The organism is Rhodanobacter ginsenosidimutans (genome assembly GCF_042655685.1).
GTDB lineage: Bacteria > Pseudomonadota > Gammaproteobacteria > Xanthomonadales > Rhodanobacteraceae > Rhodanobacter > Rhodanobacter ginsenosidimutans.
The window spans coordinates 1-13,379 of sequence record NZ_JBHSMM010000004.1; the positions used below are offsets into that span (position 1 = coordinate 1).

The 13,379-nt window shown below is 67.9% G+C and carries 12 protein-coding genes; 6 read left to right on the top strand and 6 right to left on the bottom strand.

Going from position 1 to position 13,379, the window contains the following annotated elements; all coding sequences use genetic code 11:
* Window positions 1-260 precede the first annotated feature (260 nt).
* On the bottom strand, window positions 261-1,547 hold the full coding sequence (locus ACFPK0_RS13650) for a flavohemoglobin expression-modulating QEGLA motif protein (RefSeq protein ID WP_377341740.1): 1,287 nt from the start codon (window positions 1,545-1,547) through the stop codon (window positions 261-263).
* A gap of 106 nt (window positions 1,548-1,653) precedes the next feature.
* Window positions 1,654-2,709, bottom strand: a complete 1,056-nt coding sequence (rsgA, locus tag ACFPK0_RS13655; protein WP_377341742.1) for a ribosome small subunit-dependent GTPase A — start codon at window positions 2,707-2,709, stop codon at window positions 1,654-1,656.
* A gap of 213 nt (window positions 2,710-2,922) precedes the next feature.
* Here rsgA and ACFPK0_RS13660 point away from each other — a divergent pair, with 213 nt between their 5' ends.
* From ACFPK0_RS13660 to grxD, 3 genes are all read left to right on the top strand, one after another.
* Window positions 2,923-4,179, top strand: a complete 1,257-nt coding sequence (locus ACFPK0_RS13660; protein WP_377341744.1) for an aminotransferase class I/II-fold pyridoxal phosphate-dependent enzyme — start codon at window positions 2,923-2,925, stop codon at window positions 4,177-4,179.
* A gap of 20 nt (window positions 4,180-4,199) precedes the next feature.
* Window positions 4,200-4,802 (top strand): SGNH/GDSL hydrolase family protein, encoded by a 603-nt coding sequence (locus ACFPK0_RS13665; RefSeq protein ID WP_377341500.1) that lies wholly within the window; start codon window positions 4,200-4,202, stop codon window positions 4,800-4,802.
* A gap of 100 nt (window positions 4,803-4,902) precedes the next feature.
* Window positions 4,903-5,826 carry a Grx4 family monothiol glutaredoxin gene (gene grxD, locus ACFPK0_RS13670; RefSeq protein ID WP_056084675.1) on the top strand — a complete coding sequence of 308 codons (924 nt, stop codon included), beginning with the start codon at window positions 4,903-4,905 and terminating at the stop codon, window positions 5,824-5,826.
* A 23-nt stretch (window positions 5,827-5,849) separates the two neighbouring features.
* On the opposite strand, the gene ACFPK0_RS13675 is transcribed toward grxD, so the two are convergent.
* Window positions 5,850-6,641 (bottom strand): AMP nucleosidase, encoded by a 792-nt coding sequence (locus ACFPK0_RS13675; protein WP_056084671.1) that lies wholly within the window; start codon window positions 6,639-6,641, stop codon window positions 5,850-5,852.
* A gap of 132 nt (window positions 6,642-6,773) precedes the next feature.
* On the opposite strand from ACFPK0_RS13675, the gene ACFPK0_RS13680 reads away from it, so the two are divergent.
* Window positions 6,774-7,718, top strand: a complete 945-nt coding sequence (locus tag ACFPK0_RS13680; protein ID WP_377341503.1) for a DegV family protein — start codon at window positions 6,774-6,776, stop codon at window positions 7,716-7,718.
* 159 nt (window positions 7,719-7,877) lie between these two features.
* Here the strand turns inward: ACFPK0_RS13680 and ACFPK0_RS13685 are convergent, their stop codons facing one another.
* The gene (locus ACFPK0_RS13685) at window positions 7,878-8,660 is read right to left on the bottom strand and encodes an SDR family oxidoreductase (protein WP_377341505.1); all 783 of its coding nucleotides are present in this window, start codon (window positions 8,658-8,660) and stop codon (window positions 7,878-7,880) included.
* 83 nt (window positions 8,661-8,743) lie between these two features.
* On the opposite strand from ACFPK0_RS13685, the gene ACFPK0_RS13690 reads away from it, so the two are divergent.
* Both ACFPK0_RS13690 and ACFPK0_RS13695 read left to right on the top strand, forming a co-directional pair.
* Window positions 8,744-8,956 (top strand): hypothetical protein, encoded by a 213-nt coding sequence (locus tag ACFPK0_RS13690; protein ID WP_377341507.1) that lies wholly within the window; start codon window positions 8,744-8,746, stop codon window positions 8,954-8,956.
* A 192-nt stretch (window positions 8,957-9,148) separates the two neighbouring features.
* A complete protein-coding gene (locus ACFPK0_RS13695; protein WP_377341509.1) occupies window positions 9,149-9,994 on the top strand; it encodes an ABC transporter ATP-binding protein in 846 nt (281 codons plus the stop codon).
* Between the two features lie 6 nt (window positions 9,995-10,000).
* Here ACFPK0_RS13695 and sppA read toward each other — a convergent pair whose 3' ends face one another.
* Entirely contained in the window at window positions 10,001-11,878 is a 1,878-nt protein-coding gene (gene sppA / locus ACFPK0_RS13700; RefSeq protein ID WP_377341511.1) for a signal peptide peptidase SppA, read from the bottom strand.
* Window positions 11,875-13,296, bottom strand: coding sequence for an MATE family efflux transporter (locus ACFPK0_RS13705; protein WP_056084657.1), 1,422 nt, complete (start codon window positions 13,294-13,296; stop codon window positions 11,875-11,877). The genes sppA and ACFPK0_RS13705 overlap by 4 nt, the downstream gene beginning before the upstream one ends.
* Window positions 13,297-13,379 lie beyond the last annotated feature (83 nt).

Below are 13,379 nucleotides of genomic sequence, written 5' to 3' on the forward strand. Positions count from 1 at the left end.
ACACAAGACGGTGTCTATGCGCTCTATTTTTCTCACCATCGGCTAACGCAAGTCGACCTACGCGACACCGCCTAAACTGTTACCCATGTCCTGGCACGTGTGTTACCCATGTCTCCGGTCCATACAGCCCACGCAAGAGAAAAGTGACTCGAGCGCCGCAGGCGATCGAAAGCTCTTGCTCTATACCCACATTCAAGAGCAAAAGCATCGCGCACAGGTGCGCTTGTTATGTTTGCCCCCGGCGAGGTGACGGGCGGTCACTACACGCCTATCGAAAGCTCATCCGCCTGCACGTTTTCCATCTGGATGCCGTTGATGAACAGCGAGAACGCCAGCTTGCCCGCCAGCCCGTGCATGTGTTGCATCCACGGTGGCAGCCAGCGCGGCGGCAGGATGGCGCCTGAGTCGAAATAGGGTTGCAGCGAGATCACGTCGTGCAGCGCCAGCTTGCCGGCGAACAGGTGGCGCAGCAGGTCCATCCGTCGCTGCTTCAGCGCCCAGCGGAAAAACGTGTGCACGGTGAGCAGGCCGGACAGATAAACGTTGTCCTTGGCGAAAGCCGCGCCGCCCTCCAGCGGCACGCCGCGGAACACGCGTTGGGCCGAGTGGAAACTGTCTGCCACGCTTTGACCGCAGGCGCTGAAGTATTGGTAGACCTCGACGAAGTTGGCGCCGTTGAGCGCCATGTCGATCGCCACGATGCGCAGGCTGATGCGCTTGAGGCGGGCGATGTCGATCGCGCCGGACATCAGTTCGGCGAACACCGCCAGCCCTTCCTGGGTAGCCGTCACCCGCGGCGAGGTGCGCGCCAGCGAAGCGAGCAATGGCTGGCGGCGACCGTTCAACGCCGTCAGCGAATGCACGAAGGCCTCGTGTGCCAGCAACTGGTGGCGGTCGTACTCGGTGAAGCAGGTGCCGCCGCGCAGGCGGATGCGGGTGGCGCCGGCGGCGGCCTTGGCGGTGAGTTCCGGATCGACCTCGACGCGGATCACGCCCTCGCCGAAAAACGCATCCAGCGTGGCGGCCACGTCGCGGCGCAAACTGTCCGCCGGTATCGGCACGCCGCTGTCGTCGGCGAGCAGGTCCGCACCCAGTTCGTTGGCCAGCTCCACGAAATAGCGGGCCGCGTCGAGGTTGCTGCGCTGGCTGCCGGGGATGGGGTCGTCAGGGCGGCCATACAGCGCGATCGACGGCGCGGTGACCGCCGCGGTGCCCACCGATTCCAGCATCTCGGCGGCGATGCGCCATGACTCGGCGGTGCGGCGCAGGTAGTCGTCCAGCGGATCGATATCCTGAGGATCGTTGCCACCGGCCGCCGCTTCGATGGCGGCCAGTTCGGCCCGCACCGCGGCCAGGTCCGGCCGCGTGTAAGTGACCTGCGGCAGGGTGAATCGGCCCTTGCCGTAGGCGCGGATCATCTCCGCTTCCAGCGACGCCGGCCACGCCACGGTGGGCAGGATGCGGATCTCCCGCACCGCGGCCAGCAGGCGCTGGTCGAGCGCGGCGCAGCGCTGCAGTTGTGCCTCGCTGGCGGGCGGCGTGTTCAATCCCTGGCCCTGCCGGTCCGACGGCGTGCAGGGGCGACGCGGCTGATTCGGGCGGTGCACATGGGTCGACTCCAGCTGGCTCGCAGGCGGGTGGTGGGGCGCTCGGCTAATCGCGTTCGCGTTGCCCGCGAGGGCTGTGCGGACGGTCGATCGGGCGGCCCCCGCGCTGGCGGCGCAGGCGCGCTTCCAGCGTGGCGGCCTGCTCCTCGCGCTCGTCATGCAGTTTCAGGTAATTGCGCCAGCGGCCGGGGCTGAGTTCGCCATTGTCCAGCGCGATCTGCACCGCGCAGCCCGGCTCGCTGCCGTGGCCGCAATCGGCGAAGCGGCACTGCTCGGCCAGCGCCTCGATGTCGGCGAACAGGTCGAGGTTCTCCTCGCCGGTGAGCTTCAGCTCGCGCATGCCGGGCGTGTCGATCAGGCAACCGCCGCTGGGCAGCGACAGCAGCGCGCGATGCGTGGTGGTGTGGCGGCCGCGGCTGTCGTGACTGCGCACTTCGGCGGTGGCCATGCGCGCGGTGCCCAGCAAGGTGTTGGTGAGGGTGGATTTGCCTGCGCCGGAGGAACCCACCAGCACCGCGCTGTCGCCCGGCTGCAGGTAGGGCGCCAGCAAGGCCACGCTGGCCGGGTCCTTGCCGTTCAGCGGATGGATCGGCGTGCCGGCCGGCAGTCGTCCGCGCAGGGCGGCGATCAGCTCGTCGGCATCGTCGCGGGTGTCGAGCTTGCTCAGCAGCACCACCGGCTGGGCGCCGGAATCCTCGGTCAGCGACAGATAACGCTCGATCCGGGCCGGGTTGAAGTCGCCGTCCAGGCCGGTCAGCACCAGCACGTAGTCGATATTGGTGGCGATCAACTGGCGCTCGTAGCGCTCGCCAGCCGCCGCCCGCGACATCACGGTACGACGGGGCCGTACGGTAATGATATGCGGCGGTGCACCGTTGGCCACTTCGACGAAATCGCCCACCACCGGCCGCTCGGCCGGGTCGATGCCGCGTTTCAGGAAACGGCCGTCCGGCTGGGCGCTGAACAGCACCTCGCCATCATGCAATTCGTAGCCTGCGCGATGCTGGGCCACCACACGGGCCAGGCGCAGGCCGGCGGCAGGCAAGGTATCGCCACGCCAGCCGATACGGCGCAGGCGTTCGATGGTTTCGGCGTCACTCATGGCGGGGATCTGCATGCGTTGTCCGGCGGAACCGGAAGGTTGGGACGGTCGTGTCGAGGCGGCCAGCCCGGGGATCAGAGGACACGGCGATTATGCCTTGCCCGCAGTTCGCCGCACGATAGCCCTTTATTAGCCCCCGGCCGACCTCGCGCTGCACTGCATCACGCTGGTAGCATTCAGTAACCGGCGGTGGCGTCGGCTTGACTCATGAGGATGCCGGTGGTGGCTTCGATCAAACCCAGTGCGCACCTGGCGGAAGTGCGCTACGAGATCCGTGGCGCACTCAACCGGCGCGCGCGTGACATGGAGGCCAGCGGCCTCGACATCATCAAGCTGAACATCGGCAACCCCGGCCGCTACGGTTTCGAAGCGCCCGCCCACCTGCGCGAGGCCGTCGCCAGCCACCTGCACCAGAGCGACGCCTACGGCCACGAACAAGGCCTGGAGCTGGCTCGCGAAGCGATTGCCGAACAGCAGCGCGCCCGCGGCGCCCGCGGCGTCGATATCGAACACATCTTTGTCGGCAACGGCGTCAGCGAGCTGATCGACCTGTCGCTGCGCGCCCTGCTGCAGCCCGGCGACGAAGTGCTGCTGCCCAGCCCGGATTACCCGCTGTGGAGCGCCGCCACCATCCTCAACGACGGCACGCCGCGCTATTACCGCTGCCTGGCCGAGAACGACCACCTGCCCGATCCGGACGAGATCGAGGCGCTGGTGACCCCGCGCACGCGGGCGCTGGTGCTGATCAACCCCAACAATCCCACCGGCGCTGTGTATCCGCGCGCGTTGCTGGAGCGGCTGGTGGCCGTGGCCGCGCGGCACAAGCTGCTGCTGCTGTGCGACGAAATCTATGACGAGGTGCTGTACGACGGCGCCGTGTTCCAGCCGCTGGCCGAGGTCGCCGGCGACCTGCCCTGCGTCAGCTTCGGCGGCCTGAGCAAGGTGCATCGCGCCTGCGGCTACCGCGTGGGCTGGATGAGCCTGTCCGGCAGCCACGCGCTGACCGCTGACTATCGTGACGCCCTGCAACTGCTGGCCGCGCTGCGGCTGTGCGCCAACATGGCAGTGCAATGGGCGGTGCCGCCCGCGCTGCACAGCGCCCCCACCATCAACGCCCTGACCGCCGCCGGTGGCCGCCTGCACGAGGCGCGCCGGTTGGTGATGGAAGGCGTGGCCGCCAGCCGCCACCTCGACTTGGTGGCCCCGGCCGGCGCCCTGTACGCATTCCCGCGCGTGCGCGCCGAGAGCTTTGGCGACTTCGACGACAACGCGTTCGCGCTGCGCCTGCTGGAAGAGGAAGCGGTGCTGGTGGTGCCCGGCAGCAGCTTCAACGTGCCCAAGAGCCACCATTTCCGGCTCACCCTGTTGCCGCCGCCGGCGCAACTGATGGAAGTGTTCGTGCGCATCGACCGGGTGCTGGAGCGCATGGCCAGCGAGCAGCCCCGGCGCAAAGTCGCCAGCGCGGCCTGATGACCGGCGGGCCGGCCGCCATGCCGCTCCGCCACCTCGCCCTGGGCGATTCCTATACGGTGGGCGAAGGTGTGCCCGCCGATGCCAGCTGGCCGGCGCAGCTGCGCCGGCAACTGCGCGATGACGGCATCGCCATCGACCCGCCGCGCATCGTGGCGGTCACCGGTTGGACCACCGACGAACTGGCGGCGGGCATGGATGCCGCCGCGCTGGCGCCGGACTGGGATCTGGTCACCCTGCAGATCGGGGTGAACAACCAGTACCGCGGCCGCCCGGCCGCCGGGTACCACGACGGGTTCGCCGCACTGCTGCAGCGCGCCATCGCACTGGCCGACCACCGGCCGGGACGCGTCGTGGTGGTGTCGATTCCCGACTGGGGCGTCACCCGCTTCGCACGCGAGCAACAACGCGACGGCGCCACCATCGCCGCCGAACTGGACGTTTACAACGCCATCGCCCGCGTCGAAAGCGTCCGTGCCGGCGCCCGTTGGGTCGATGTCACGGCGATTTCCCGCCAGCGGCCCGACGACGTCGTGGCTGATGGCCTGCACCCATCGGGCGCCCAGTACGCAGCCTGGGTCGAGGCCATTGCGCCCGCCGTGCGCGCCGCGCTGGCCCGATAACCACGCTTCTCGCACGGCCACCGCCCGCGGCGCCTTGATCGGCGACAAGGCCCCCACATATCAGGCGGCGTATCATTACCCCCTTTTCCGGAGCCTCCCCATGTCCCTCGACAGCGCCACCCGCGAACGCATCCAGACCCTGCTCAAGGACCACCGCGTGGTGCTGTTCATGAAGGGCGACCGCCAGCAGCCGATGTGCGGCTTCTCCGCCGCGGCCACCAACACGCTCAACGAGCTGCTGCCCGAGTACCACACCGTCAACGTGCTGGAAGACCCGGAAATCCGCGAGGGCATCAAGCTCTACGGCGAGTGGCCCACGATCCCGCAGCTGTATGTGGAAGGCGAACTGGTGGGCGGCGCCGACATCATCCGCCAGATGTACGGCAGCGGTGAGCTGCACACCTTGTTCGGTGCTGCCGCGCCGGACCGCACGCCGCCGGAAATCACCATCACCGACGCCGCCGCCGAGGCGATCCGCCAGGGCACCGCCAATGCGCAGGGCGTGGCGCTGCATCTGGAGATCGGCCCCGACCACAGCGCCGGGTTCCAGCTGGCGCCGGCCGGCGACCACGACATCGTGGCGGTTTCGAACGGGCTGGAAGTGCATTTCGACCCGGCCAGCGCCCAGCGCGCCCGCGGCATCGTGATCGACTGGGTATCCACCGTGCAGGGCGAGGGCCTCAGCCTGAAATTCCCCGGCGCGCAGGAAGTCGGCATGCTCACCGTGCAGCAGTTGAAAGACCGGCTCGCCGCCAACGACATCACCCTGGTCGACGTGCGCCCCGCCGCGGATCGCGCCAAGGCCGCGCCGCTGGCGCAGGCACGGGTGCTGGAAGAGGAAGGTTTCGAGCAACTGGCCACGCTGCCGAAAGACACCGCGCTGGCGTTCATCTGCCACTTCGGTGTCTCCAGCCGCGCAATGGCCGAGCGCTTCGCCGCGCACGGCTTCAGCAACGTGCACAACGTGGAAGGCGGCATGGAGACGTGGGCGCGCGAGATCGACACCAGCGTGCCGCGCTATTGATGGGATGACCCCGCGACGGCGATTCAATCGCCGTCGTACTCCTCCTCGAAACGCAGGTGCTTCACGCTGCGACCGTTGCGGCGCACCAGCTTCAACGCCTCGATGCCGATGCGGATGTGTGCCTCCACGAATTGCGAGGTGACGCCGCGGTCGCTGGCCTCGGTTTTCACGCCCTCGGGAATCATCGGCTGGTCCGATACCAGCAGCAGCGCGCCGCAGGGGATCTTGTTGGCGAAGCCGGCGGCGAAGATGGTGGCCGTTTCCATGTCCACCGCCATGCAGCGGGTGCGGCGCAGGTAATCCTTGAACACCTCGTCGTGCTCCCACACGCGGCGGTTGGTGGTGTACACCGTGCCGGTCCAGTAGTCGTGGCCCAAGTCGCGGATCATGGTGGACACCGCGCGCTGCAGCTGGAACGCTGGCAGCGCGGGCACTTCCGGCAGCAGGTAATCGTTGCTGGTGCCCTCGCCGCGGATCGCCGCGATGGGCAACACCAGGTCGCCCAACTGGTTCTTTTTCTTCACCCCGCCACACTTGCCCAGGAACAGCGCCGCCTTCGGGCAGATCGCGCTGAGCAGGTCCATCACGGTGGCGGCGTTGGGGCTGCCCATGCCGAAATTGATCAGAGTGATGCCGTCGGCGGTGGCGTTGGGCATCGGCCGGTCGCGGCCCTTCACTTCCACCCCGTGCCACTGCGCGAACAGCTCCACGTAGTTGCCGAAATTGGTCAGCAACACGTGCTCGCCGAATTCCCCCAGCGCGGTGCCGGTGTAACGCGGCAGCCAGTTGGAAACGATCTCCTGCTTGTCTTTCATCGAAAAGATGCCTGCATTTCTTGCGGTGTGGCCGCCAGCTTAATGCGCGGCGCGGATAGGCGGTGTCACGTGGACTTTCGTTCGGGGCCACATGCTATGTTCAGTCCTAAAACACGTAGCAGGGGACATGTGATGCGCATGGGTCTGGCTGTCGATGCGTCCTGCGATCTGCCGCAGGCTTTCCTGCAGCAACACAACATCGTGGTGATGCCGATCGCGGTGAAGGTGGACGACGAGACGTTTCTGGATGAGCGCAACCCGGCCGAGATCCAGCGTTTCCTGGATCGCCAGCTGGGCAGCCGCAGCCATTCGGCGGAAACCGAGCCCTGTTCGGTGCGCCAGATCGAAAACCTGTTTCTGGAGCGGTTGGTGCTGGAACAGGACTGCGTGTTCTGCCTCACCATCACTGCCACCCGCAGCCCGATCTACGATCACGTCAACCGCGCCAGCTTCGCCATCCTCAAGAGCTATCGCGAGGTGCGCAAACAGGCCGGCATGCCCGGGCCGTTCATGATGCGGGTGATCGACACGCGCAACCTCTTCGCCGCCGAAGGGCCCGCCACCATCGAAGCGGCGCGGATGATCGACGCCGATGAGCCTCCGGCCGCGATCCGCGAGCGGCTGCTGCACGTGGCCAACAACACCTACGGCTACATGCTGCCGCGCGACCTGTATTACCTGCGCGCCCGCGCCAAGAAAAAGAACGACCGCAGCGTGGGCCTGGTCAGCGCGATGCTGGGTTCGGCGCTGGACATCAAACCCATCCTGCAATGCCATCGCGGCGAAACCGGCCCGGTGGGCAAGGCCCGCGGCTTCGAGCAGGGCGCGCAGATGCTGTTCGACCACGCCATCCAGCGCGTGCGTGCCGGCCTGTTGGTACCGGCGATGTGCGTGAGCTATGGCGGCGACCTGGCCGTGCTGGCGCAGCTGCCCGGCTATGCCGAGCTGCGCGCGGCGTGCGCGGAAACCGGCGTCATGCTGACCGAGGCGCCGATGAGCATCACCGGCATGGTCAACGTGGGCGAAGGCGCCGTCACTTTGGGCTTCGCCGCCGAGGAGCATGAGGTGCGGTTCTGACGGTGGTACCGATGGGGCTGTGACTGTGGGAGCGGCTTCAGCCGCGATGCTCTTGGAGCCGGGATTCGGGATTTGGAAAAGCATCGCGACTGAAGTCGCTCCCACAAGGCGCGCGACGCCTTTGCGATTCCCCATTCCCGATTCCCTATTCCCGGCCCCTCAAAACCCGTAATTCAAAAAACCCCCATCCACGCCCAACACCTGCCCGGTGACATAGCTGGCGGCCGGCAGGCACAGGAAGGCGATGGCGGCGGCCACTTCTTCCGGTTCGCCGATGCGTTTCAGTGGCGTGCGCTCCAGCACTTCGTCCAGGTAATCCTCATCCAGCAGGGCCGGCTCCGAGCGTTGCGTGCGGATGTACCAGGGCGCCACCGCGTTGACGCGGATGCCGTCCGCCGCCCATTCCGCCGCCAGGTTGCGGGTGAGCTGGTGCAGCGCGGCCTTGCTCATGCCATAGGGGGAGCCGGTGCGCACATGCGTGATGCCGGATACGGAGCCCACATTCACGATCGCCGCATGCGCGTGCTGCGCCAGTTGCGGATGCGCCAACCGGCACATCTCGAAGGCGGAGAAGAGGTTCTGCTCGAAGATGCCACGCCATTCGGCTTCGCCGTATTCCAGCGTGGGCTTCACCACATTGCCGCCCACGTTGTTGATCAGCAGCGACAGCGGCGCACCCAAGTCGGCAATCCAGTCGAACACGGCCAACCGGTCCTCCGGTTCGGCCAGGTCGGCACCGAACGCCAGCACGTCGCTGGCGGGGAAATCGTCGGCCAGCTCCACGCGAACCTGTTCCAGATAATCCTCGTCGCGCGCCACCAGCAGCAGGTTGGCGCCCAGCCCGGCCAGCTCGCGGGCGGTGGCGTAGCCGATGCCCTTGCTGGCACCGGTGATCAGGGCGGTATGGCCTTGCAGCTGCCAGGCGTCGATGCGGCTGTTCATGCGCGGAAGCTTACACGACGGCTTGCCGCCAGCCAGCCAGCGGCGCAACACTCGACGCTTACCGCCGCCGACGGATCACGCGCATGAAAACCCTCGCCCTGCCGCTGTTGTGCCTGTTCGCCCTGGCCGGCTGCTCCGGCACGCCCGCGCCGCCGCCCGGCGAACCGCCCAAGCCGCAGGCCAGTACGCCGTTCGATGCGCTGAAAGCCAGCGAGCAACGCGCCCGCGATGTGCAGAAAACAGTGGATGACCACGCGGCGGAGCAACGCAAACAGATCGACGCGGCGACGGAATAGGCCAACGGTCAGCCCAGACACCCCCCGCCCAACCTCCCCCTGCGCGCAGGGGGAGGAGCCAGAAGCTGCCCGCGTTTCGCTCCCTCCCCTGCATCGCAGGGGAGGGCTGGGGTGGGGTCGCTCTTGCTCTGCAGCTTTGGCCGATCACCGCGATCGCCGATAATGGCCGTCCATTCATCACCCGGCCATCGCATGAGCTCCTCCCCCATCACCGACCCGCCCCACGCTGACGTCGCTGCCGATGCGCCCGTGCTGCGCATCGACCAGGCCAGCGTGATGCGCGGCGCGCGGCTGATCCTGGACCGGCTCAGCCTGCAGGTGGATGCGGGGCAGCACACCGCGATCCTGGGTGCCAACGGTTCGGGCAAATCCACCCTGGTGCAGTTGATCGCACGCCAGCTGTATCCGCTGGTGCGCACCGATGGCGGCGGCCCCAACGTCAGCGTGTTCGGCCGTGACCGCTGGAACGTCAGCGCATTGCGCCAGCTGCTGGGCATCGTGTCGCCGGCGCTGCAGCTCGACTACACCAGCGACGCGCCGCTGGAAGTGTTCGACGCGGTGGTGTCGGGCTTCTTCTCCGCGCGCGGGCTGGGGCTGGACCACCAGGTCAGCGACAGCATGCGCGAACAGGCCCAGCAGGCGCTTGAGCAGATCGGTGCGGCGCATCTGATCGGCCGGCCGATGGCCACGCTGTCCACCGGCGAGGCGCGCCGCGTGCTGATCGCGCGGGCGCTGGTGCACCGGCCGCGAGCGCTGCTGCTGGACGAACCGTGCGCGGGGCTGGACATGGCCAGCCGCCGCCACTTCCTGGAGAACCTGCGCGAACTGGCCCGCGGGGGCACCACGCTGATGCTGGTAACCCACCACGTGGAGGAAATCGTGCCGGAAATCGCGCAGGTGTTGTTGCTGCGCGAGGGTCGGGTACTTCGCCAGGGCAGCAAGGCCGAGGTGCTCACCGGCGCCGCCTTGAGCGAGGCGTTCGGCATGCCGGTGCAGGTGGAGCAGCATGGCGACTACTACGCCGCCACGCCCGCCTGACGGCACTTACCAGGGCGCGCAGAAACAGTCGGCGTAGACGTTCGGCTTGCCCGCCTCGGCGTTGCGCAGCAGCCGCAACGGCCCCGTCATCGCCGGCACCCGCGCAAACCAGCGCGGCAGTTGCACGCCCCAGCTTTGCAGCATGTGCACCGTGGCGCCCTGGCTGAAACCGAGCATAAAGCGTTCGATGCCGCCCAGCGGCGTCTCCTGGTAGCGCACGCCGTAATCCTTGCCCAGCTTGGCGCGCGTGGCGGCATCGGCGATAGCGTCCTGCAGGCCGCCCAGTTGATCGACCAGCCCGCGTTTCAGCGCCTGCTCGCCGGTCCACACGCGGCCCTGGGCAATCGCGTCGATGGCGCTGTAGCTCTGGCCGCGCGCGGTGGCCACGTTGCCCACGAAGTCGCGGTAGCCCTTGTTGATGATGGCCTGGATCACCGCACCCACGTTCGGATCCAGCGGGCGGGTGATGTCGAACGCGCCGGCCATCGGGCCGGTGGCCACGCCATCGCTCTGCACGCCCAGTTTCGCCAGCGTGCCGGGCACGGTGTAGAACAGGCCGAAGATGCCGATCGAGCCGGTGATGGTGTTGGGCTCGGCGAAAATGCGGTTGGCGTTCATCGAGATCCAGTAGCCGCCGCTGGCCGCCACGTTGCCCATCGAGACCACCACCGGAATGCCGGCCGCGCGGGTCAGTGCCACTTCGCGACGGATCTGCTCGGCCGCATACACTTCGCCACCGGGCGAGTTCACCCGCAGCACCAGCGCCTTTGTCTTGCGATCCTCGCGCGCGGCGCGGATCAGCGCCGCGGTGGATTCGCCGCCGATCGACCCGGGCGACTGCTTGCCACCGGTGATCTCGCCTTCGGCCACCACGACGGTGACGCCCGGCGCCTGCGCAGCATCGCGATCGGGCTGGGCGGCGGCGTAACGCGACAGGCTCACCTCACGGAAACCGTGCCCTTTCTTGTCGGCCGGCACGCCCTGCTTGCGCAGCATCGCGATCAGTTCCGCGCGGGTGGCGGTGCCATCCACCAGGTGCTGGTTCAGCGCGAGCTGCGCCAGATCGCCCTGGGTGCTGGCGATGTGCTGCGGCAGTTGGTCGATGTCGTCGCGCAGGGTCGCCGGCGCGATCTTGCGCAGCGCCGCCACTTCATCCAGGTAGCGGTCCCACAGCCCGTTCATCCAGTAGCTGTCGGCCTCCTTCGACTCGACCGAGGCGTGGTCGAGGATGTACGGCTCAGCCGCGCTCTTGAATTCGCCCACGCGGAACAGGTGCACGTCCACGCCCAGCTTGTCCAGCAGGTCCTTGTAGAACAGCCGGTAATTGGCCAGCCCGGTCAGCATCACGCCGCCTTGCGGGTCCACCAGCAGGCGGTCGGCGTGCGCGGCGAGGTAGTACTGGCCCTGGTCGAGATTGACCGCCCACGCGATCACCGGTTTGCCCGCCGCGCGGAAACGGTCCAGCGCCGCGCCCACTTCGCGCAACGCGGCAAAGCCGCCGCCCTGCAGGCCATCGGGCAGCAGCAGTATGCGGGTGATCCGCGAGTCGGTCGCCGCCGCGTCGATGGCGCCGACCAGGTCGCGCAACTGCACCTGCTTGGGGTCCTCGCCGGACAGCCGCGCCAGCGTGCGCTGCATCGGGTCGATGCTGTACTGCTCGACCAGTTGGCCGTCCAGCTTCAGCACCAGCACGCTGTGATCCTCCACCGTGTGCTGCATGCGGTTGCCGGCGATGCCGGCCGTCAGCACCAGCAGCAACACGAACAGCACGCCGAAGAACACCAGGTTGATGATCACCAGCCGGACCACGTTGATGCCGCGTCCCAGCGTGGCCAGGAACGCACCGAAACCACGGCGGCGGCGGAGCGGGGGCGGTGGCGTCATGCGCGTTCTTCCACGGAGGTCAAAGTGTCAGCGTAGCCGGTCGGGCCGCCGTGGTCATGCACGCGCCAGCGTTGTTTCCAGGCGCTGCGCCAGAAACGGGTGAACAGCATCACCGCCGCCACCGACAACCCGGCGATCAGCCCCATCCACATGCCGCGCGCGCCCAGGCCGTGGTGGAACGCCAGCCACCAACCCACCGGCATGCCGATGATCCAGTACGCGAACAGGGTGATCGCCATCGGGATGCGGGTGTCCTTGAGCCCGCGCAGCGCGCCGTTGGACGCCACCTGGACACCGTCGGAAAACTGGAACAGCCCCGCCAGCATGATCAGTTGCACCGCCAGCGCGATCACCTTGGGGTCGTTGGTGTAGAGCACGGCGATGTAGTGCGGCAGGGTCAGCAACAGGCCGGCCGAAAACAGCTGCGTCACCAGGGTCAGCCCGATCCCGCAAAAACCCGCGTAACGCACGCCGCGCGCATCGCCGCGACCCACCGCATTGCCCACCCGCACGGTGATCGCCATCGCCAGCCCCAGCGGGATCATGAAGAACAGCGAGGCGATGTTGAGCGCCACCTGGTGGCTGGCAATCACATCCTCGCCCAGCGTGGCGATGATCAGCGCGGTGGCCACGAACAACCCGGCCTCAGCCAGCAGCGACACCGCCATCGGCAGGCCGATGTGGATCAGCGCGCCGATGCGGCGCAGCTGCGGCCGCTCGAAACGGTCGAACAGGCCCAGCCCACGATAGTTGCGATGGCGCAGCACATAGAAGCCGAACGCCAGCATCTCCAGCCACAGCACGGTCGCCGTAGCCACGCCGCAGCCGTGCGCGCCCTGCGGCGGGATGCCCAGCTTGCCGAACATCAGCACGTAGCCCAGCGGCACCAGCAGCACCAGCCCGCCCAGGCTGAAATACATCGACGGCCGCGTCAGCGACAGGCCTTCGGACAAACCGCGCAGCGCGAAATAGCAGGTCAAGGCGGGCGCACCCCAACTGATCGCCAACAGGAATCGCTGCACCTCGTCACGCAGGCTGGGCGTCACCCCGATCAGGTCGATCAGCGGCGCCGCATGGCGCACCCCAAACCACAGCAGCACGCCCATGCCCAGCGCCAGCCACAGCGCCTGGTGGAACACGGCGCCCACCTCGCCGCGCCGGCCGGCGCCATCCAGCTGCGCCACCGACGGCGGCACCGCCATCATCATGCCGATGCCGCTGACGATCGCCAGCGACCAGATGCTGGCGCCCACCGCCACCGCGCCCAGCACATGCGCACTGACGTGGCCGGCCAGCAACGCGTCGATCACGTTGCTGCCGATGGCGGCCAATTGCGCCGCGATCAACGGCAACGCAAGGCGCACCGTGGCGTGCACCTCGTGCAGCAGGCGGGCACGTTCGGGACGGAAGGGTTTCATCGGTCGGGCGGGTTCGAGGGGGCGGCCATTCTAGGGCAACGCTGACCAAGTATCACCGCCGTCACCCACCCTCTCTGTTCGCA

What these genes read in the sequence shown, in the direction of transcription:
- ACFPK0_RS13665 (WP_377341500.1), top strand. Translation starts at nt 4,200, where the DNA reads ATGCCGCTCCGCCACCTCGCCCTGGGCGATTCCTATACGGTGGGCGAA.
- ACFPK0_RS13660 (WP_377341744.1), top strand. Translation starts at nt 2,923, where the DNA reads ATGCCGGTGGTGGCTTCGATCAAACCCAGTGCGCACCTGGCGGAAGTG.
- sppA (WP_377341511.1), bottom strand. Translation starts at nt 11,878, where the DNA reads ATGACGCCACCGCCCCCGCTCCGCCGCCGCCGTGGTTTCGGTGCGTTC.
- ACFPK0_RS13705 (WP_056084657.1), bottom strand. Translation starts at nt 13,296, where the DNA reads ATGAAACCCTTCCGTCCCGAACGTGCCCGCCTGCTGCACGAGGTGCAC.
- grxD (WP_056084675.1), top strand. Translation starts at nt 4,903, where the DNA reads ATGTCCCTCGACAGCGCCACCCGCGAACGCATCCAGACCCTGCTCAAG.
- ACFPK0_RS13695 (WP_377341509.1), top strand. Translation starts at nt 9,149, where the DNA reads ATGAGCTCCTCCCCCATCACCGACCCGCCCCACGCTGACGTCGCTGCC.
- ACFPK0_RS13680 (WP_377341503.1), top strand. Translation starts at nt 6,774, where the DNA reads ATGCGCATGGGTCTGGCTGTCGATGCGTCCTGCGATCTGCCGCAGGCT.
- ACFPK0_RS13675 (WP_056084671.1), bottom strand. Translation starts at nt 6,641, where the DNA reads ATGAAAGACAAGCAGGAGATCGTTTCCAACTGGCTGCCGCGTTACACC.
- ACFPK0_RS13690 (WP_377341507.1), top strand. Translation starts at nt 8,744, where the DNA reads ATGAAAACCCTCGCCCTGCCGCTGTTGTGCCTGTTCGCCCTGGCCGGC.
- rsgA (WP_377341742.1), bottom strand. Translation starts at nt 2,709, where the DNA reads ATGAGTGACGCCGAAACCATCGAACGCCTGCGCCGTATCGGCTGGCGT.
- ACFPK0_RS13685 (WP_377341505.1), bottom strand. Translation starts at nt 8,660, where the DNA reads ATGAACAGCCGCATCGACGCCTGGCAGCTGCAAGGCCATACCGCCCTG.